The sequence below is a fragment of the Asanoa hainanensis genome, assembly GCF_900188485.1.
GTDB classification, from domain to species: Bacteria; Actinomycetota; Actinomycetes; order Mycobacteriales; family Micromonosporaceae; genus Asanoa; species Asanoa hainanensis.
The window spans coordinates 1-17,197 of the sequence record NZ_FZPH01000017.1 but is presented as its reverse complement, the minus strand read 5'-3'; the positions used below and the strand labels follow the sequence as shown (position 1 = coordinate 17,197).

The following is a 17,197-nucleotide window of genomic DNA, read 5'->3' as shown; positions in this document are numbered from 1 at the left end:
AAGTGCCTCGTATCGGGCGCTCCCGGCGACACCTAACTGGGCCGCTGGACCATGACGACGACGGGGAGCACCCATCCTGACTGCGCGTGCATGGGGTCTCACCTCCTCGAGCGGGTCACGATCACCTGAAAGCTACCAGCCCCGGACAACCGATTTTCCTCAGAGCCCACCGGCGGCGCTGCCGGAGCCGGTGTCGCTCGTGCTGCTGCCCTGGCCCAGACCCTGACCGCGCATGGTGCCCTTGGTGTTGCGGCGTCGCTCGCGGCGCATCCCTCGGATCGCCGTCCGGCCAGCGACTCCCGGGTCCGCCGCGGCTAGAAGATCTTCGATCGCGTGGTCGGGCCGACGCGGTGCTCCGGCGGGCGCAGCGTGCAGCGGCCGTCGGTGTGCGCGCGCAGGCGCTCGTCGGCGGCGTCGACCAGGTCGGCGGGCAGCAGGTAGGGGTTGATGACGATCGGCGTGCCGTAGGTGACCAGGTGGAGCAGGACCGGCGAGTCCGCCTCGACGCCCGCGGCCTTCGCGAGTTGCTGGCGTTCCGCCCGCATCTCGTCCGGGTCGAGCGGCCACTCCCGCGGCAGGAACGCCGGCCGCCCGTCGAGACCCTCGATGACGGGCGCGTAGAGGCACCAGAAGAACCCGGTGTTGTCGACACCCTGCCGATAGGCGCAGGTCATCGGCACCGCCCACGAGACATGCAGTTCGAACTCGCCCGTGTACGCGGCGCTGTAGTCCAGCCCGGACGCGGTGAGCCGCAGGGCCGGCAGTGGGCGCCCCCGCCACCGCAGCCACGTGCCGACCTGGCGGAGGTGCACGGCGAGCGCCCGCAGCGCGACCAGCCCGACCACCCCGAGCAGCACCCACGCGGTCCACCTGACCCGACCGGACGCGTCCGCGAGCCGCCACATGCCCCAGCCGACACCACCGACCACCAGGGCCATGACCACCGCGGTGACCGCACTCCCGGCCGCCCGCGGCCGAGGCGTCACCAGCACCAGGTCGGCGTCCATGTGCGAATTATGCGGCGCGGCCCCGTCGATGTCACCGGCCGGCGACATCGACTCATTGACTATGACTCATCTCGTCATACGGTAGACACAGTCTCGGGCACGTCGGAAGGAAAGCCATGCGGATCGGCGAACTAGCGACCCGGACCGGCGTGAGTGCCCGGTCGATCCGCTACTACGAGCAGCAGGGGTTGCTCGTGTCGGCGCGGACCGCGAGCGACCAGCGCGTCTTCTCGGACGCGGCGGTCGACCGCGTCCTGCTCATCCAGCGGCTCTTCGACGCCGGCATCAGCAGCACTCGGATGTACGAGCTGTTGCCGTGCATGACCAACCCCGACGTCCGCACCTCGTGGCTGACGGACCGGCTCCGCGAGGAACGCGAGCGCATCGTCGCCGAGATGGCGCGGCTGGCGCACACGGTCGAGGTGCTCGACCACGTGCTGGCCGACATGGCCGTCGACGAGCGGCCCACCCGATCTGGCGAACGCAGCGCGGCCTGAGGCTTGCCCTTGACACCGGTGTCAGGTCCTACCTTGACGGCATGACAACGACCACCGTCACACGCCCCGTTTCCGGCCAGCTCATGGCCCCGTTGGTGGAGCCGGTCACCTTCGCGGGCCTGTCGTTGGCGTCGAGGTTCGTCATGGCGCCGATGACCCGGTTCCGATCGCCCGGCGGCGTGCCGACGCCCGAGGTCGCGGCCTACTACCGGCGCCGAGCCGAGCAGCGCGTCGGACTCATCGTCACCGAGGGCGTGTTGGTCGGGCACCCGAGCGCGGGGCACGAGCGTACGGTGCCGCGGATGACGGCCGGTCCTGCCAAGGCCGGTTGGCGGCGCGTGGTCGACGACGTGCACGCCGCGGGCGGCCGGATCGCCGCGCAGCTATGGCATCTGGGTAGCCTGCGTGATCCGGTCGACGGGGTGCGGGCCTGGACGCCGTCAGGGGTACGGGAGCCGGGCCGCCCGGCCAGCCACGCGATGACTCTCAAGGACATGGACGTCCTGCTCGAGTCGTACGCCGAGGCCGCTCGAGTGGCGGCCCGAGCCGGTTTCGACGCGGTGGAGGTGCACGCCGCGCACGGCTATCTGCTGGACGAGTTCCTGTGGCCTTTCACCAATCGGCGCACCGACGCGTACGGCGGTCCGCCGGCTCGCCGGGTGGCGTTCCCGGCCGAGGTCGTGCGCGCGGTCCGCACCGCGTTCCCGGCGGACCGACCGGTCATCGTGCGATTCTCGCAGTTCAAGGAGCGGCGGTTCGACGGACGCATCGCCGAGACGCCCGAGCAACTGGGTCAGATCCTGACCGCGTTCGCCGACGCCGGCGCCGACGCGTTCCACGCGTCCCAACGGCGGTTCTGGCAACCGGCCTTCCCCGGCTCCGCCCGCAACCTCGCGGGCTGGGCGAAGCGACTCACCGGCCTGCCCGCGATCACCGTGGGCTCGGTGGCCCTGACGCGGGAGTTCCTGAGGCCCGGCGGCCCTGAGTCGATGTCCGGCCTCGTCGAACGGTTGACGGAGGGGGAGTTCGACCTCGTCGCGCTGGGCCGGATCCTGCTGGCCAACCCGGCCTGGGTCACCAACGCCGCCGACGGGAACCTCGACATGATCTCTGACTACCGCAAAGAGCACGAGGACAGCTACCACTGATCCCCGCCGTCACGAGACATTCGTGTACAGCGCGTTCAGAATCCGCCAGCCGTCCTGAGTCTTCACCAGATGTAGATATTCTCGGTAGATCGCGCTGCGCACGGTCACTGTGGCGATCTGGTCGTACACATCGTCGACTGTGACCTCGTAGGTCGTATCGACGGGCCGGGTCGCGATGCCTTCGCCCTCGCGTGTCCAGCGGGTCATGTCGTCGGCCGTCATCACCCCGGTGAGCTTGCCGAGCGTCCCATCGATCGCGGCGCCCCGCTTCACGAGATCCGGGTGCAGTGCACCCGTCATCCGCTCCGCGTCGCCAGCAAACCATCCGTCCCAGTAGTCGCGGACGGTCGCGAGGATCGCGCTCCGGTCGTCCATGCCCGTCACGATCCCCTGACGGGTCGGCCCCGGCAAGACGCGTCGGCGGTTTCCGACCGCAACCGCGCGGCTCAGGGGCGGTCGTGCAGGAACCAGGCGTCGCTGCGGGTCACCGCTAGCGCGAGCTCCCAGCTCGGCGCCTGAAGGCTGCCGCCCACGGCCAGCAGTTGGAGGGCCAACTGCCACGCCTGCTCGCCGAGGGCGGGTTGCCGCGCGACGACGAACTGCAGCATCGTCCCCCAGGACGCCACCAGTTCTGCACCCCACTGCCGCTCCCATTGCCGGATCGCCGCGGCGAGCCCCTCCCGGCCAGGGTGCTTCTCTGTCGCACCGAAGTAGTTGAGCCATGCCGGCGCGAGCCACTGCGTCGACGTCGGCAACAACACAACCTGCGCCTCGCTCAGGAATCCAGGCAGCCACAGCCGCAGGTCCGCGGGCTCGATCTGCGAGTCATGACCTGACCAGCGATAGACCGTCCAGGGATCCACCGCCCGAGCCGCGTAATCGAGCGCGTCGACCTGCTCGGTCTCGGCATCGAGCCACTGTTCGTCAGCCATTGTCAGGACGGGCCACCGGCCGGTCCGCGCCACCGCGGCCCGCGCCGCTCGCCAGGCGGGAAGCAGCTGACTCGATTCGACGCCGGTGACCACCCACGTGTCGCCGAGGCCCTCCTCGACCGGCAGCCCATCCAGAGCGCCACGCCGGAACACAGCGGCGATCTCGTCTGGGTCGTCCATCACCCTGGCCACGCCGAGACGGTACCGCTCCACGGGCCTCAAGCGCCCGGCGACAGCGGTGGCTACAGCGGCATCGCGTACACGATGAAGTCGCGGAAGTCCGCGACCTGGTCGTACAGCCGGCGGGCGGTGTGGTTGTGCTGCTGGGTGTGCCAGTAGAGCCGGCTGCAGCCCTGCTCGCGGGCCCATTCCTCGACGGCCCGGATCAGGGCTCGGGCCACGCCCTTGCCTCGTGCGTTCGGGGCCGTGAACAGGTCTTGGAGATAGCAGACGTCGGGCGAGGTCGTGCTGGCGTGGACGAGGAAGTGGGCGATGCCGACCAGCCGGCCGTCGAGCCGGGCGCCGAGCGCGTGGATCCGCTCGTCCCGCGCAAACTCCTGCCAGGCACGGTCGTAGTTCGCCGCCGGCCAGGTGCGCGCGTAAAAGGCGTTGTAGCCGGAGAACAGCTCTTCCCAGGCAGGACGGTCGTCGGATCGAAGCGGGGTGACGCTGAGCAAGGGTTGTCCTTCATTGCCGATGCCTCGGGCGGCTGGGAGCCGACACGCTACCACCGGCGCGAATGGGCGGTCTTCGTCTGAGAGGTGACACGACAGCGACGCATCGAACTACCGTGGGTGTCGATGACGACCAACCCGATGCTTTCCCGTGCGGCCGGCGGCATCATGCTGTTCGGCATCACTCCGCCTCGGCGGGATGCCGCCCCGGAGCGGGTCGCCGAGATCGCCCGCGCGACCCTTGCCCGCCTGGACGGCCTTGACCTCGACGGGCTTGTTCTCTACGACATCGACGACGAAAGCGACCGCAACCCCGACCAGCGGCCGTTCCCCTACCTGCCGACGATCGATCCCGCGGTGTTCCACGCCGAATACCTCGGCCGGTGGCGCCGTCCGGTTGTGATCTACCGATGCGTCGACAAGTACGCCGATGACGAGCTCCGAACCTGGCTGCGCGCGACCGACCCGGCCGCGATGTCGGGAGTCTTCGTCGGCGCCTCATCCCGCGACAAGCCGGTGCGCACCAGCCTCGCCCGAGCGCACACGCTGCGCCGGGAGATCCGGCCTGATCTCCCGGTCGGCGGCGTGGCGATCACCGAGCGCTACACCGCCGGCGGCGACGAGCACCTGCGAATGCTGGCGAAACAGGGGAACGGCTGCGCCTTCTTCATCTCGCAGGTGGTCTACGACGTCGGCGCGACCAAGAGCCTCGTTTCCGACTACTTCTACGCCTGCCGGGAACGCGGCCTGACGCCACAACCCGTGATCTTCACCTTGTCGGTATGCGGATCGCTCAAGACACTCGCGTTCCTACGCTGGCTCGGCGTCGCTGTGCCGCGCTGGCTGGAGAACGCACTCACCCACGCGCCCGACCCACTCGCGGTCTCGCTGGACCAGTGCCGGGCCAACGCACGCGACCTCGCCGACTTCTGCCGCACCCTCGAGATCCCCTTCGGTTTCAACGTCGAGAGCGTCTCGATCCGCAAAGCGGAGATCGACGCCTCCGTGACGTTGGCGGCCGACATCGGCCGGATGCTGCGGTAGTCCCTCTGCCGCGCGGGGGCCGGTCCGCAGGGGACCGCTGTCACGTCGCGGGAACCTGGCTGAGCCCGACCTGGGCGACCGCGAGGCCGCGTTCGTTGTCCGCGGCGCTGGTGATGCCGGTCAGGTCCTGGGTGGCGATGCGGCGGGCGAAGTAGTCGGCTTGCACCGCCCACCGGAACCGCAGCAGCACGCCCATAGCCCGCTCGGCCTCGGCATGCGGCACCACCCCCTCCGCCAGATAGGCATCGATCAGGGCGTCGGCGCGGGCTGGCCCTCCCGCGTACATCACGGCGGATGCCAGGTCATAGAGCAATGGGCCGACCATGGCGGTGCTCCAGTCGATCACGCCGCAGGTGTCCTGAGCGCGGTTCATCCGGAATGCGTCCGGAGCGGGATCGGTGTGCAGCAGGCCCCACGACAGTGTTCGCGGGTCGAGCTGGTCATAGGCCGTGACCGCGGCGGCGACGGCCGTGCGCACCCATGGGCGAATGCCCAGGTGGTCACTCCGCGGGTCGACCCAATGGAACCGCTCCACATCAGAGACCGACACGCCGAGCAACGTACGGTGCACCCGGGCGAGCGTCGTGCCGATGACCTGCTGGTCGCCCGGATTCGCGTACGACAGTGCCGAGCCGGGAACCCAGGTGAGCAGGGCCAGCGGGATGCCGTCGACATCAGCGACGAGATCTCCGTGGCGGGTCGCCAACGCGGCTCCAGCGGGGATTCCCCCACTCTCCAGGGCTGCCGCGACCGTCAGGCCGGCCACGAACGACCGTCGCGACGCCGGTGCGACCGCCTTGGCAACCCATCGCCGGCCACCGTCGGCGACGAACCACGTCGCGGAGTTCATCCCGCCGTTGTGCACCTCAACCGTGGCCGCTGCCAGTCCCCACAGATCCGCCAGGAGCTCACGGAGCCGCGTATCGCTGATCATGTTTCGAAGTCAATCAGTCAGGGGCGCGACCGGCCACCGACTTAGTAATGGGCATGCTCTAGCCGTGCCAGGAGCGCCATAGGGCCGCGTACGCGCCGCCCGCGTCGACCAGTTCGTCGTGCGTGCCGAGCTCCGTGATGCGGCCGTCCGCGAGGACCGCGACCCGGTCCGCGTCCCGCGCGGTGTTGAGCCGGTGCGCGATCGCGATGACCGTGCGTCCGCCCAGCACCGCCGCGAGGGCCCGCTCCGTGCGGCGCGCCGTGGTCGGGTCGAGCGCCGCTGTCGCCTCGTCGAGGATCAGCGTGTGCGGGTCCGCGAGCACGATCCGGGCCAGCGCGAGCTGTTGCGCGTCGGCGGGACCGAGCTGGTGTGCTGCTCCCTCGCCGAGCGCGGTGTCCAGGCCGTCGGGCAACGTCGCGTACCAGTCGGCGCCGACGGCGACCAGTGCGCGGAGCATGTCGCCGTCGCTGGCGTCGGGCGCGGCGAACGACAGGTTGTCGCGCAGCGTACCGATGAAGACGTGGTGTTCCTGGGTGACCAGGGCGACCAACCCGCGGCGCGCCGCCGGGTCGATCTCCGCGACCGGCACCCCGCCCAACGTGACCTCGCCGTGGTCCGGCGCCTCGGTGCCGGCCAGCAGTCTGGCCAAAGTGGACTTGCCGGCGCCGGACGGCCCGACGATCGCCAGCCGCTCGCCAGGGCGCAGGTCGAGGTCGATGCCGTGCAGCACGTCGTGGCCGTTGGCGTAGGCGAACCGCGCTCCGCGCACCACGATCCGCTCGTCGCCCGGCGCGGGCGCGACGCCGCGTTGCTCGGGCACACCGAAACCGACCCCGAGCACCCGGGCGTACGAGGCGACGCCGCGTTGGGCCTGCTCGATGAACTGCAGCACCCGGTCGAGCGGGTCGATGGCCTGCTGGAGCAGCAGTGCCGCCGCGACCACGTCGCCGATGCTGACCGCGCCGCGCGGCACGAGCACGCCGCCGACGAGCAGCACCACCGAGATCGGCACCGCATAGCTGGCCTCGACCACCGGATAGAACACCGAGCGCAGCGCCAGCGTCGCGCGCCGGGTCTGCCACTGCCGGGCGATCCGGCTCGTGCCGTTGGTGACCCGCTCGCCGGCGAGCCCCAGCGCCTCGACGGTCCGCGCGCCCTCGGCCGTGGTGGTCAGCGCCTCCGTCAGGTCGGCGCTGGCCGCGCCCTCGGCCAGGTAGGCGGGGCTGGCCCGGCGCAGGTACCACCGGGTGACGGCGAGAATGCTGGGCAGCCCGGCCAGCGCGACGAGCCCGAGCAACGGGTGGATGAGGAAGACGGCGCCGACCATCAGGACGACCTGGGACGCCGCGATCAGCAGGATGGGCACCACGTCGCGGACCGTCGTGCCGACCGTGGCCACGTCGACGGAGCTCCGGTTGGTCAGGTCGCCGGTGCCGGCCCGCTCGACGACGGCGGCCGGCAGGTCCAGCGCGCGCCGGACGAACCGCTCCCGGAGCCGGGCGATGGCGCGCTCGCCGAGCCGGTAGCCGACCAGGTACCCGTACCGCAGCAGCACCGCCTGGACCAACGTGCAGGCGGCGATCGCCAGCGCCAGCTTGTCGATCCGGGCCACGGCCGCGCCCGACAGCACGTCGTCGACGATCGCGCCCAGCAACCGGGGCGCGGCCAGCCCGGCAGCCGCCGCGGCCGCCTGCAGCAGCAGGACGATGACGACCGCGGAGCGCTCGCCGGTCAACAGGTCGCGGCTGGACCGCCGGGTGGTCAGCCGGTCGGCGACGGGCAGGCCGGTCATCCCGCCACCTCCGCGTCGACGTCGCTTGCGACCAAGGCCCGGTACGCCGGGTCCGAGGCCAGCAGGTCCGCGTGGCTGCCGGTCGCGGTCACCCGGCCACCGCGCAGGAACGCCACCTCGTCGGCCTGCCCGAGCAGCAGCGGCGAGGTCGCGACCAACACGGTGGTGCGGCCGGCCCGGGCGGCCCGAAGACGTGAGGCGATCCGGGCTTCTGTGTGCGCGTCGACCGCCGACGTGGGGTCGACCAGGATCAGCACCTCCGCGTCGGCCAGCATCGCCCGGGCGAGCCGGACCCGTTGTCGTTGGCCGCCGGAGAGCGTGCGGCCTTGGGTGTCGACGTCGGTGTCGAGCCCGGCGGGCAGCGCGTCGACGACGTCCTCGGCCGCGGCCGCGTGGACGCCGGCGGTGACGTCGGCCGGGGTGCCCCGGTCGAGCGTGCCGCGCAGCGGGCCGGCGAACAGGTACGAGTCGTGGTCACCGATCAGGATCCGCCGGCGCACGTCCGGCAAGGGCACCCCGCGCAGCGGCACGCCGCCCCAGGTGACCTCGCCGGTCGCGTAGCGGGCCAGCCGGTCAGCCAGGGCCGCGCCGGTGCCGGGGTCGTCGGCGGCGACCGCCACCAACCGGCCCGCGGGCACGGTCAGGCCGCTGTCCGGGTCGTGCAGGTCGGCCGGACCGGCGGGGGCAGCGGCGGTGACCGCGCCGTGCTCGTCGGGCGACACCGCCAGCAGCGCGATGATCCGGCGGGCGGCCACCCGGCCCCGGATCACGTCGTGCGCCGAGCTCAGCAGCATCCAGCACGGGATGGCCAGGATCGAGCAGTACCCGTACACGGCGATCATCTCGCCCACGGTGATCTGGCCGGTCGCCGCGAGATGCGCCGCGACCCAGACGACGATCGCGGCGAAGAACGCCGGAACGGCGATCGCCAGCCCTTCGATCCAACTGTTGACGGCGGCCACCCGGTAACCCTCGGCCCGCAGCTTCCGGGACTGGCGGTCGTAGCGCTCGGCGAACAGCCCGCGACCGCCGACGCCGGCGAGCACCCGGAGCCCGGCGACGATATCGGCGGCGCGGGCGGTCAGCGCGCCCTGCCGCCGCCGGTAGTCGGTCTCGACCCGCTCCAGCCGGCGCACCAGCGGCGCGATCACCGCGACCACGCCGGGCACCCCGACGAGCACGAGCACCGCCAGCGTCGGCGCGATGGTCCAGAGCACGACCGCGACGGCCGCGTACGCGACGACCGCTCCGATCCCGGGCCCGCAGAAGGTCAGCACGTGGGAGACGTTCTGGATGTCGCGGCCGCTGACCGTGGCGACCTCGCCCGCGTCGAGCCGGCGGGACAGCGCCGAGCCGGTCCGGGCCAGGTGCCGCAGCACCACCTCGGCGGAGCGGGCCGAGGCGTCCTCGCGGACGAAGGTCATCGTGCGGTGCCGCATGATGCCGAGCCAGGCGAGCATGAGGCCGGACAGGACGATCGCGCCCACCCAGAGCAGCAGCATGCCCCGGTGGCCGGCGCGCAACCCGTCGTCGACGGCCTTGGAGATCAGGTACGGGCGCACCGCCAGGCCGACCATCCAGACGGTGCCGAAGAAGCCACCGCGCAGGACGCGCCACGGCTGGCTGCGGATCAGCCACCAGATGTAGCGGAACGGTCCCCGTATGTCGGGCACCCCGGGCTGGGCATGGGGGATCTGCGGGGGCACGCGTTCAACGTACCGTCGTCCGCTGTTTCGCCCCACGCAGTTTTCTGCCAGGATCATATACATGCATTGAAGTATTTCTTCGTACGACTGGAGGTCCTGGATGAGAAACCGCTGGTGGCGCCTGCTCGGTGCCGTGTGCGTCGCGTTCCTCCTGCTGCCGACCGCACCGGCGCTGGCGGCACCGACGTTCAAGGTGCCGTTCCCCTGCGGGCAGGCCTGGTCGGGGCAGACCCGCACCAACCACAGCCCGGCCAACGCCATCGACTTCAACCGCACCAACGACGACGGCGACCCGGTCGTGGCCAGCGCCGCCGGCACCGTCGACGTGGTCACGAACCTGGGCGACACCAGCTACGGCCGGTACGTCCGGATCAACCACGGCGCCGGCTACACCACCTACTACGCGCACCTGAGCGCGTTCAACGTCTCCGTCGGGCAGTCCGTCGGCTACGGCTCGGTGATCGGCTACGTCGGCACGAGCGGCGGCTCGACGGGCCCGCACCTGCACTACGAGCAGCGCCTCAACGGCTCGGCGGTGCAGGTCCGCTTCAACGGCACCCTGGCGCTGTACTGGGGAACCAAGACCTACACGAGCGACAACGCCTGCTCCGGCGGGGGTACGGGCAGCGGCACCGTGAACACCGCCGGCTCGCCCCTGACGGTGCGCTCGGGCCCGGGCACGTCGTACGCGTCGGTCGGCACGGTCGCGGACGGCGCGCGCGTGACGATCCAGTGCCAGACCAACGGCAGCTCGGTCACCGGCACGTACGGCACGAGCACGATCTGGGACCGGATCGGCTCGGGCCGCTTCATCTCGGACGCGTACGTCTACACGGGCCACGACGGCTTCATACCGGGCGTGCCCCGCTGCTGACGGTTGTCGAAGCGGGCGGCGCTAGGCTCGATCGTCATGGCGCCGCCCGTTCCCGTTCCCGTTTCCGCTTCCGACGAGGACGTGCCGCGGTTCTGGGCCGCTCTCGGGCTGCCCGGTCTCGCCGACGTGCACACGCACTTCCTGCCCGAGCGGATGATGCGCCGGGTGTGGGCCCATTTCGACTCGGCCGGTCCGCTGGTCGGGATGCCGTGGCCGATCCGCTATCGGGGCTCCGACGAGGCACGGGTCTCGGTCCTTCGCCGCATGGGGGTACGGGCGTTCAGCGCGCTCGCGTACGCGCACCGGCCCGGGATGGCTTCCGACCTCAACACGTGGACGCTCGATTTCGCCGCCCGTACGCCCGGGTGCCTGCCGTGCGCGACGTTCTTCCCCGAGCCCGGGGTGCTCTCCTACACGCGGGACGCGCTGGCGCGCGGTGCGCGGTTGTTCAAGCTGCATCTCCAGGTGGCCGCCTTCCACCCGGCCGACCCGTCGCTCGACGAGGTGTGGGGGCTGCTGGCCGAGGCCGACGTGCCGGTGATCGTGCACGCGGGGTCGGGTCCGGTGGCGCACGGGCACACGGGCCCGGGGCCGTTCGGGGAGGTGCTCGCGCGGCATCCGCGACTACGGGCGGTGATCGCCCACCTGGGCGCGCCCGAGTACCTCGACTTCCTGCGGCTCGCGGAGACCTACGAACGGGTGGCGCTGGACACCACGATGATGTTCACGGACTTCTTCGACCGGGCCCAACCGTTCCCGGCCGCTGCGCTGCCGCGACTACGCGACCTGGGCACGGCGGGGAAGGTGCTGCTCGGCTCGGACTTCCCGAACATCCCCTACCCGTACGCCCGGCAACTCGAAGGCCTGTCGCGCCTGAACTTCGGAGACACCTGGCTACGCGCGGTCTGCTGGGAAAACGCGGCTCACCTTTTCGCCCTGGAGCCCTGAGGCCGTGAGCGACAGTTACCGGAGCGACAGCTTTTCACCAACGTGCTGCGGTTTACGTGCGTGGCGGGCATGACCTGCTCGCGACGGCGAAGCTGTTCGGCCAGGCGGGCTGACAGTCAAGCAGCGGCGTCCGCGTCGGGAGCACGCGGCAGGCCCAGCCGGTCGAGGAGGTCGAAGTACGCCTCTTCCGCGAAGACGTACCGTGTCGACGGAGGTCGGAGCCGCGCCGCGAGCCCCGGGCGGCGCCCGGTGCGCAGGAGCTGTCTGATCGGCCGGGCCGGCACGGTGTAACCAGCCTCGGCCGCCCAGTTGACCGCGTGTCGAACCGCCTGGTCGGGTGGGCAGCCGAAGGCGGCGATCGTTTCGCGGGCGCGACGTCGTGCGGTCGTGCGAGCCATTCCGACCATCGCATTGTGGTCGCGCTCGAACGCGTACGCGGTGTCCCGGGCAAGCCAGACGCCCCACTGGTCACCGGATGGCGTGGCCGCTACGACCTGGCCGTAGTCGCTGTCTGCTACGTACGCGGCGATCACCGGGCTCGACGACGCGGCTACGAGCGCCAGCAGAGGATCAGGCCCTTGGCCGAGGACATTTTCCGGTACGTCGTAGACGCGCCATCCGTCACCGCGGGCAGCGCCGTCGTGCGAGCGGACAGCCGCGTCGAGGTCCCGGAGCGTCCCCAATTCCTGCGCACCGCGGACCGCGATGAGCGTTCCCCAGTTGCCCATGCCCGGCCACGGTAGACGACATCCGCTCATGCGGCGCGGATCGGGAGCCGAGCCGAGTCACGGTGTCGTGTGCGCGATTGCGAGCCGGGTTCGGTATTGCTTGGTGATTTCTCCGTTGTAGACGTTGTCGATCAGGTGGGTGATGCACGCGAACAGGTTGCTGCGCGCCTGGGGTGCCATGGCTCGGTGGCCGGAGTAGGTCATGAGCAGGTTCAGGTACTCGTTGGCCGCGCAGGTGTGCTGCCACTCGTACCGGCGGAACGTGACTGGCCCGAAGCGTGCCGATCGCTCGAATTCCGCTGTCTCTTCGGGGCTCTCGTCATCGGCAGTCAGTTGCATGCCGGGCGGTGTCGTGGGATCGAAGCGTTCGTAGCATCGTTGTGCGTCGGCGAAGAAGGCGTTCGTTCCGCCGGCGACGTGGTGGGTCGAGACGATGCCGAGGGCTCCGCCGGGACGCAACAGGTCCGCTGCCTTGATCATGCGCACGTCGGGGTCGAGCCAGTGGAATGCGGTCGCGGAGAGAACGGCGTCGAACGTTTCGTCCGAAGGCTGCCAGTCCTCGAACGCCGATGCGACGACGGTGACGTTCGGGAACTGTGCGAGATTGCGTCGGGCGATGGCTGCCATATCGTGGCTGAGGTCCAGCGCGACGACGGTGCATCCGAGTTGTGCCAGGGGCAGTGTCGCTTGGCCGGTGCCGCACCCGATCTCGAGCACCCGAGCATGCGGGCCGAGACCGGCGAGCGTGGCAAGGTCGGTGAACAGCGGGGGTGGATAGCCGGGACGGCATTGGTCGTAGAGCTCGGCGTCTTGGCCGAACGTGGTACGCAGAATTTCTCGGTTGGTGTCGGTCATGGTGGCTGGTTATCCCTTCAAGTGGGGTTTCAGGGTCGTCGTTAGATAGTCTGCGGCGGTGCCGATCATCAGCCTCGCTACAGCGTCCGATGCGCCATGACGCCGAGCGTGCGCCACGCCGTCCGCGCGGTCATCCTTGAAACCGGGGCCCGAGACGAGCGGCGTGATGCCGACGGTTGAGGAGACGGACGCGTTCGCTGCCCGCTGTCATGAGGGTCAAGTCGACAAGGCCGGGCGCCCGTACATCGACCACCCGCGGACCGTCGCCGCGGCTCTGGTCGGGCACGGCGACGAGGCCGTCATGGCCGGGCTGCTGCACGACGTGGTCGAGGACTGCGGCGTCACGTTGGACGAGCTGCGGGCGATGGGCTACCCGGAGCGGGTCGTGTCAGCTGGCGACTCGGTCTCACATCGGGGCGGCGAGACGTACCTGGACGGGATCCGACGGGCGGCCGCTGACCCCCTGGGCCGGCTCGTGAAGCTGGCCGACAACGCCACGAACGGGGACGAGGCCAGGTTGGCCCTGCTGGACGAGGAGACCGCCGACAGACTGCGCCGGAAGTACGCGCGGGCACGAGAGATCCTGCTCGCCGCGGAGCCGTCATGAACAGCCACGAATCCCGCGAACCGGCTGAACGGGAGCTGGATTTGTGCTGGGAGGCCGGCGAGCCCTAGCCTGCGCACGAGTTGATCACTCCGGTGATCCACACGTACACGCGGAAACGTTCGAGACCTGGTCCCGAACGGGGGCAGAAGGGCACAACCTCTGATGAGGACCGTATCAGTCAAATGGGCGATTCCGGTCGCCGTCGCGGCCGCGCTGCTCGCGGGTTGCGGGAGCAAGGACGGCGGTACGGCGGGGGCGCCGGCGCCGGCTGCCACCTCCGCGTCGCCGACCGCGGTCGCGCTCGCCGACAAGGCGGGCGACGACATCCTGGCGGCGTCCCGGGACGCGATCAAGGAAGCGAAGTCGTTCCGGCTCAAGGGCAGCTTCGCCGAAGACGGCAAGACCATCACGATGGACCTCAAGCTCAACGGCGAGGCGGTGCAGGGCACGCTCTCGATGGGCAAGGGCCAGGGTACGGTCGAGATCCTCGCCGTCGACGGGCAGCAGTTCATCCGTCCGGACAAGAAGTTCTGGGACGTGAACGCGGGTGCCGACGTGGGCGCGACCATCGCGCAGCTGATGGGAAAGAAGTGGGCCAAGCTCTCCACCAAGGACGAGGACCTGGCGGCACTGTTCGCGCCGGTGTCCGCCCTCGACGAACTGCTGAAGCCGGACGGTGGCTCGGTGGTCAAGGGTGAGACCAAGAAGATCGGCGGTGTCGACGCGATCGCGTTGATGGACAGCGCGGTCGCCGAGGAGAAGCTGTGGATCGCGACGACCGGCAAGCCGTACCCGGTGCTGCTGGAAAGCCCGTCCGACGGCACCATGTCGTTCAGCGAGTTCGGCAAGGACCCGGGCATCAAGGCGCCGGCCGCCAGCAGCGTCATCGACTTCGACAAGCTGACCGGCAACTGACAACCGCGCGCCGGCCGCCGGGCAACCAGGCCCGGCGGCCGCGCGTCGGGCTATCGGACGTCAGCCGAGCAGCAGGCGGGCACCCTGACGGACCGCGTCCCAGTCTGTCTTCGGCGAGCGGTCGAGGTTCTTGGCAAGCCACTGCCGCCGGTCTTCGTGTTCCCGCCGCACAGCGACGAGGTCGAGGTCCACGCCAGCTAGCCCACCGCGGTGCTCCAGCTCCTCGACCCGCTGGGTCATGGCGGCCATCAGCTCGCGGTCGAGGGTGTGCACGGCCTCGAGATATGCGGTGGTCGGGACGCTGAGCCGGACCGCAGGGTCGGCGGTGAAGCCGATCTCGTCGTCGTCCTCGTGCCGCCAATCCACGGTGATCTCGTCGCGATCGTCGCCGGTGGTACGCCAGAACCGAAGCTTGGGCGGATTGCGCAGGTAGCCGAAGTCCAGGTAGTGCTCGGCGTGCCAAATCGCGGCGGTGACGACTGGATGGTCGGGCACGTCGTCGGTCGATTGCTCATCTGGCTCTTCCACGAACTCGAGCGGGTCACAGGTCCATTGCGTGCCGTGGGAGGCGATGAACGGCCGCAGATCGCCAGGCACCGGCTCCAGCACCTTGGGCGTCAGGACAAGGACGTCTTCCCAAAGCCGAGCCAGGTAGTAGTCGATGTAGGGATGCGGGTGACCTTGCCTGGCGCGGCGTAGTAGCTCGTGTCCGCTCGCTTCGAGCCAATACCATCCCTCGGTCAGCCCGAACCAGTGGAGCCTCGGCTGCTCACTGCCCCACGGCGACACCTCGTCCAGTGCGTACAGCTCGAACCGGAACCTGATCATTCAGGCAGTGTCCCGTCTCTACAGCGTGTATCGGACCGCCTGGCCAAGTTCCGGCGGACAGACCATCAACCTTCAGCGGTTATTGCGGCAGAGGTTCTCGAGGAACTGCACCCAGACCTTCGCGCCGATCTCTACCGGGGTCTCGACCGTGCGGGTTCGGCCGTCGGCCGTGCGCACCCGTATGCGCAGCGGCAGCGGGTCGCTGCCGGCGATCGTCGGCCGGGTGCAGTCCAGGGTGATCGAGACCGCGACCGTGCGGAAGCCCGGCCGGACGTTGACCTCCTGGGAGGCGTTCTGGAATCCCAGGCCGGCGCGCCGGCCCTCGAAGTCCTCCACGTCGACCGGCAGCGGGCCGAGGTTGACCAGGGTCAGGTTGACCACGATCGAGGCGGTCGACCCGTCGCTGCTGCCGCTCAGCTCGGTCGGGTCCAGCAGTTGCGCGCGCACCGTGACGACGCCCGTCTCCGCCAGGCGCTCCTGCCGCGCTTCCCACCGGTGCACGCCGACCCCGCCGGCTACCGCTCCGACCACCGTGGCCAGGGCCACGGCGCCGACCTGGAGCCGGGCGGTGCGCAGCCGTCGCCATGCGACGCGCAACCGCGCGCCCGGGTCGCGCGCCGGTCGCTCGGGTGCCGGCCGGTCGAGATCGACCATCGGCTCCCGTGGGTAGGCATCGACCATGGCGAGCAGGGTACGCGGCACGCCGCGTCGACCGTGATCCCCGGGTGTCCCGTACGAAGGACGCATGATGGGGGTGAAAGAGCATGCAGCGGGGCAAATGAGGTGCCCATGGGCAAGGAATGGCTGGCCGCCGCTAAGCGTGCGGTGAAGGAGTTCTCCACGGACGGCGGCAGCGACTGGGCGGCCGCGCTGACCTACTACGGCATCCTGTCCATCTTCCCGGGCCTGCTGGTCGTGGTCTCCATCCTCGGGCTGCTCGGCCCCGACACGGTCAAGGCCGTGCAGGACAACCTGACCAGCACATTGCCGGGCGCCATCGCGGACTTCGTCAACAGCGCGATCGACCAGGTCTCCGGCAACTCCTCGCTGGCCAGTGTCGGTGCGGTGATCGGTGCGCTGGTCGCGTTCTGGTCGGCGTCGGGCTACGTGTCCGCGTTCATGCGCGCGGCCAACACGATCTACGACGTGCCCGAGGGGCGGCCGATGTGGAAGAAGCTGTCGACCCGGGTCGCGCTCACCGCCGCCGTCGGGTTGCTGCTCATCGCCTGCTGCCTGATCGTGGTCTTCACCGGCCGGTTCGCGGAGTCGATCGGCGACGCGCTCGGGCTCGGCTCGGCCGCCGTCACCGCCTGGAACATCGCCAAGTGGCCGGTGCTGGTCCTGCTGGTCAGCCTGATGTTCTCGATCCTCTACTTCGCCGCGCCGAACGCCAAGCACGACAGGTTCCGCGTGCTCACGCCCGGCGGCCTGGTGGCGGTGCTGCTGTGGATCGTCCTGTCCGGACTCTTCGGGCTCTACCTGACGTTCTTCAACTCGTACAACAAGACGTACGGCGCCGTCGCCGGCATCATCGTGTTCCTGGTGTGGCTCCAGCTCTCGAACATGGCGATCCTGCTGGGCGCGGAGTACGACGCGGAGCTCGAGCGGGACGAGCCTAGACGAGTAAGTCCTAACTACCCCTAAGTCGTGGGTACGGCGAAGGGTGTCGATGATCCGTTTGTGACGACAGACATCAACACCCTTCTGA

The 17,197-nt window shown here is 70.2% G+C and carries 19 protein-coding genes; 8 read left to right on the top strand and 11 right to left on the bottom strand.

Translation table 11 applies throughout. The annotated features are described in order from the left end of the window. Positions 1-314 precede the first annotated feature (314 nt). Entirely contained in the window at positions 315-1,007 is a 693-nt protein-coding gene (locus CHC05_RS32125) for a hypothetical protein (protein WP_089254393.1), read from the bottom strand. Positions 1,008-1,123: 116 nt separating this feature from the next. Here CHC05_RS32125 and CHC05_RS32120 point away from each other — a divergent pair, with 116 nt between their 5' ends. Both CHC05_RS32120 and CHC05_RS32115 read left to right on the top strand, forming a co-directional pair. Continuing rightward, positions 1,124-1,504: a MerR family transcriptional regulator gene (locus CHC05_RS32120; RefSeq protein WP_089254392.1), complete on the top strand. Its 381-nt coding sequence runs from the start codon at positions 1,124-1,126 to the stop codon at positions 1,502-1,504. Positions 1,505-1,545: 41 nt separating this feature from the next. Then, positions 1,546-2,652, top strand: a complete 1,107-nt coding sequence (locus tag CHC05_RS32115; RefSeq protein WP_245871323.1) for an oxidoreductase — start codon at positions 1,546-1,548, stop codon at positions 2,650-2,652. 9 nt (positions 2,653-2,661) lie between these two features. Here CHC05_RS32115 and CHC05_RS32110 read toward each other — a convergent pair whose 3' ends face one another. The 3 genes from CHC05_RS32110 to CHC05_RS32100 form a co-directional block, all read right to left on the bottom strand. Then, positions 2,662-3,027 (bottom strand): nuclear transport factor 2 family protein, encoded by a 366-nt coding sequence (locus tag CHC05_RS32110; protein ID WP_089254390.1) that lies wholly within the window; start codon positions 3,025-3,027, stop codon positions 2,662-2,664. Positions 3,028-3,098: 71 nt separating this feature from the next. After that, positions 3,099-3,776 carry a DUF4253 domain-containing protein gene (locus CHC05_RS32105; protein WP_144022872.1) on the bottom strand — a complete coding sequence of 226 codons (678 nt, stop codon included), beginning with the start codon at positions 3,774-3,776 and terminating at the stop codon, positions 3,099-3,101. A gap of 50 nt (positions 3,777-3,826) precedes the next feature. Then, the gene (locus CHC05_RS32100) at positions 3,827-4,261 is read right to left on the bottom strand and encodes a GNAT family N-acetyltransferase (RefSeq protein WP_089254388.1); all 435 of its coding nucleotides are present in this window, start codon (positions 4,259-4,261) and stop codon (positions 3,827-3,829) included. Positions 4,262-4,384: 123 nt separating this feature from the next. Here CHC05_RS32100 and CHC05_RS32095 point away from each other — a divergent pair, with 123 nt between their 5' ends. Beyond that, positions 4,385-5,302, top strand: a complete 918-nt coding sequence (locus CHC05_RS32095; protein ID WP_089254387.1) for a 5,10-methylenetetrahydrofolate reductase — start codon at positions 4,385-4,387, stop codon at positions 5,300-5,302. A gap of 40 nt (positions 5,303-5,342) precedes the next feature. Here CHC05_RS32095 and CHC05_RS32090 read toward each other — a convergent pair whose 3' ends face one another. Genes CHC05_RS32090 through CHC05_RS32080 form a run of 3 tightly spaced genes read right to left on the bottom strand, consistent with a single transcriptional unit; the run spans position 5,343 to position 9,734 of the window. Continuing rightward, a complete protein-coding gene (locus tag CHC05_RS32090; RefSeq protein WP_089254386.1) occupies positions 5,343-6,236 on the bottom strand; it encodes a phosphotransferase enzyme family protein in 894 nt (297 codons plus the stop codon). Between the two features lie 58 nt (positions 6,237-6,294). Next, positions 6,295-8,028 carry an ABC transporter ATP-binding protein gene (locus tag CHC05_RS32085; protein ID WP_089254385.1) on the bottom strand — a complete coding sequence of 578 codons (1,734 nt, stop codon included), beginning with the start codon at positions 8,026-8,028 and terminating at the stop codon, positions 6,295-6,297. Then, positions 8,025-9,734: an ABC transporter transmembrane domain-containing protein gene (locus CHC05_RS32080; RefSeq protein ID WP_245871322.1), complete on the bottom strand. Its 1,710-nt coding sequence runs from the start codon at positions 9,732-9,734 to the stop codon at positions 8,025-8,027. Before CHC05_RS32080 ends, CHC05_RS32085 begins: the two co-directional genes overlap by 4 nt. A gap of 100 nt (positions 9,735-9,834) precedes the next feature. Here CHC05_RS32080 and CHC05_RS32075 point away from each other — a divergent pair, with 100 nt between their 5' ends. Together CHC05_RS32075 and CHC05_RS32070 are read left to right on the top strand one after the other, a co-directional pair. Continuing rightward, complete coding sequence (locus tag CHC05_RS32075) at positions 9,835-10,608, top strand: M23 family metallopeptidase (RefSeq protein WP_089254383.1); 774 nt, start codon at positions 9,835-9,837, stop codon at positions 10,606-10,608. Positions 10,609-10,644: 36 nt separating this feature from the next. Continuing rightward, positions 10,645-11,556 (top strand): amidohydrolase family protein, encoded by a 912-nt coding sequence (locus tag CHC05_RS32070; protein ID WP_089254382.1) that lies wholly within the window; start codon positions 10,645-10,647, stop codon positions 11,554-11,556. A 116-nt stretch (positions 11,557-11,672) separates the two neighbouring features. Here CHC05_RS32070 and CHC05_RS32065 read toward each other — a convergent pair whose 3' ends face one another. Continuing rightward, positions 11,673-12,284 carry a hypothetical protein gene (locus CHC05_RS32065; protein ID WP_089254381.1) on the bottom strand — a complete coding sequence of 204 codons (612 nt, stop codon included), beginning with the start codon at positions 12,282-12,284 and terminating at the stop codon, positions 11,673-11,675. Between the two features lie 57 nt (positions 12,285-12,341). After that, positions 12,342-13,139, bottom strand: a complete 798-nt coding sequence (locus tag CHC05_RS32060; RefSeq protein ID WP_089254380.1) for a class I SAM-dependent methyltransferase — start codon at positions 13,137-13,139, stop codon at positions 12,342-12,344. 166 nt (positions 13,140-13,305) lie between these two features. Here CHC05_RS32060 and CHC05_RS32055 point away from each other — a divergent pair, with 166 nt between their 5' ends. Together CHC05_RS32055 and CHC05_RS32050 are read left to right on the top strand one after the other, a co-directional pair. Beyond that, positions 13,306-13,746, top strand: a complete 441-nt coding sequence (locus tag CHC05_RS32055) for an HD domain-containing protein (RefSeq protein ID WP_089254379.1) — start codon at positions 13,306-13,308, stop codon at positions 13,744-13,746. A gap of 162 nt (positions 13,747-13,908) precedes the next feature. Beyond that, positions 13,909-14,661, top strand: a complete 753-nt coding sequence (locus tag CHC05_RS32050; RefSeq protein ID WP_089254378.1) for a hypothetical protein — start codon at positions 13,909-13,911, stop codon at positions 14,659-14,661. 60 nt (positions 14,662-14,721) lie between these two features. Here the strand turns inward: CHC05_RS32050 and CHC05_RS32045 are convergent, their stop codons facing one another. Continuing rightward, positions 14,722-15,489 (bottom strand): DUF5984 family protein, encoded by a 768-nt coding sequence (locus tag CHC05_RS32045; protein ID WP_089254377.1) that lies wholly within the window; start codon positions 15,487-15,489, stop codon positions 14,722-14,724. Between the two features lie 72 nt (positions 15,490-15,561). Beyond that, the gene (locus CHC05_RS32040) at positions 15,562-16,170 is read right to left on the bottom strand and encodes a hypothetical protein (RefSeq protein ID WP_144022871.1); all 609 of its coding nucleotides are present in this window, start codon (positions 16,168-16,170) and stop codon (positions 15,562-15,564) included. Positions 16,171-16,278: 108 nt separating this feature from the next. Between CHC05_RS32040 and CHC05_RS32035 the strand changes: the two genes are divergently transcribed. Beyond that, entirely contained in the window at positions 16,279-17,133 is an 855-nt protein-coding gene (locus tag CHC05_RS32035) for a YihY/virulence factor BrkB family protein (protein WP_089254375.1), read from the top strand. The last annotated feature ends 64 nt before the right edge of the window (positions 17,134-17,197 follow it).

Coding starts and splice junctions, on each gene's coding strand:
- CHC05_RS32125 (WP_089254393.1), bottom strand. CDS start 1,007: ATGGACGCCGACCTGGTGCTGGTGACGCCTCGGCCGCGGGCGGCCGGG.
- CHC05_RS32120 (WP_089254392.1), top strand. CDS start 1,124: ATGCGGATCGGCGAACTAGCGACCCGGACCGGCGTGAGTGCCCGGTCG.
- CHC05_RS32115 (WP_245871323.1), top strand. CDS start 1,546: ATGACAACGACCACCGTCACACGCCCCGTTTCCGGCCAGCTCATGGCC.
- CHC05_RS32110 (WP_089254390.1), bottom strand. CDS start 3,027: ATGGACGACCGGAGCGCGATCCTCGCGACCGTCCGCGACTACTGGGAC.
- CHC05_RS32095 (WP_089254387.1), top strand. CDS start 4,385: ATGACGACCAACCCGATGCTTTCCCGTGCGGCCGGCGGCATCATGCTG.
- CHC05_RS32090 (WP_089254386.1), bottom strand. CDS start 6,236: ATGATCAGCGATACGCGGCTCCGTGAGCTCCTGGCGGATCTGTGGGGA.
- CHC05_RS32085 (WP_089254385.1), bottom strand. CDS start 8,028: ATGACCGGCCTGCCCGTCGCCGACCGGCTGACCACCCGGCGGTCCAGC.
- CHC05_RS32075 (WP_089254383.1), top strand. CDS start 9,835: ATGAGAAACCGCTGGTGGCGCCTGCTCGGTGCCGTGTGCGTCGCGTTC.
- CHC05_RS32070 (WP_089254382.1), top strand. CDS start 10,645: ATGGCGCCGCCCGTTCCCGTTCCCGTTTCCGCTTCCGACGAGGACGTG.
- CHC05_RS32065 (WP_089254381.1), bottom strand. CDS start 12,284: ATGGGCAACTGGGGAACGCTCATCGCGGTCCGCGGTGCGCAGGAATTG.
- CHC05_RS32060 (WP_089254380.1), bottom strand. CDS start 13,139: ATGACCGACACCAACCGAGAAATTCTGCGTACCACGTTCGGCCAAGAC.
- CHC05_RS32055 (WP_089254379.1), top strand. CDS start 13,306: ATGCCGACGGTTGAGGAGACGGACGCGTTCGCTGCCCGCTGTCATGAG.
- CHC05_RS32050 (WP_089254378.1), top strand. CDS start 13,909: ATGAGGACCGTATCAGTCAAATGGGCGATTCCGGTCGCCGTCGCGGCC.
- CHC05_RS32045 (WP_089254377.1), bottom strand. CDS start 15,489: ATGATCAGGTTCCGGTTCGAGCTGTACGCACTGGACGAGGTGTCGCCG.
- CHC05_RS32040 (WP_144022871.1), bottom strand. CDS start 16,170: ATGGTCGATGCCTACCCACGGGAGCCGATGGTCGATCTCGACCGGCCG.
- CHC05_RS32035 (WP_089254375.1), top strand. CDS start 16,279: ATGGGCAAGGAATGGCTGGCCGCCGCTAAGCGTGCGGTGAAGGAGTTC.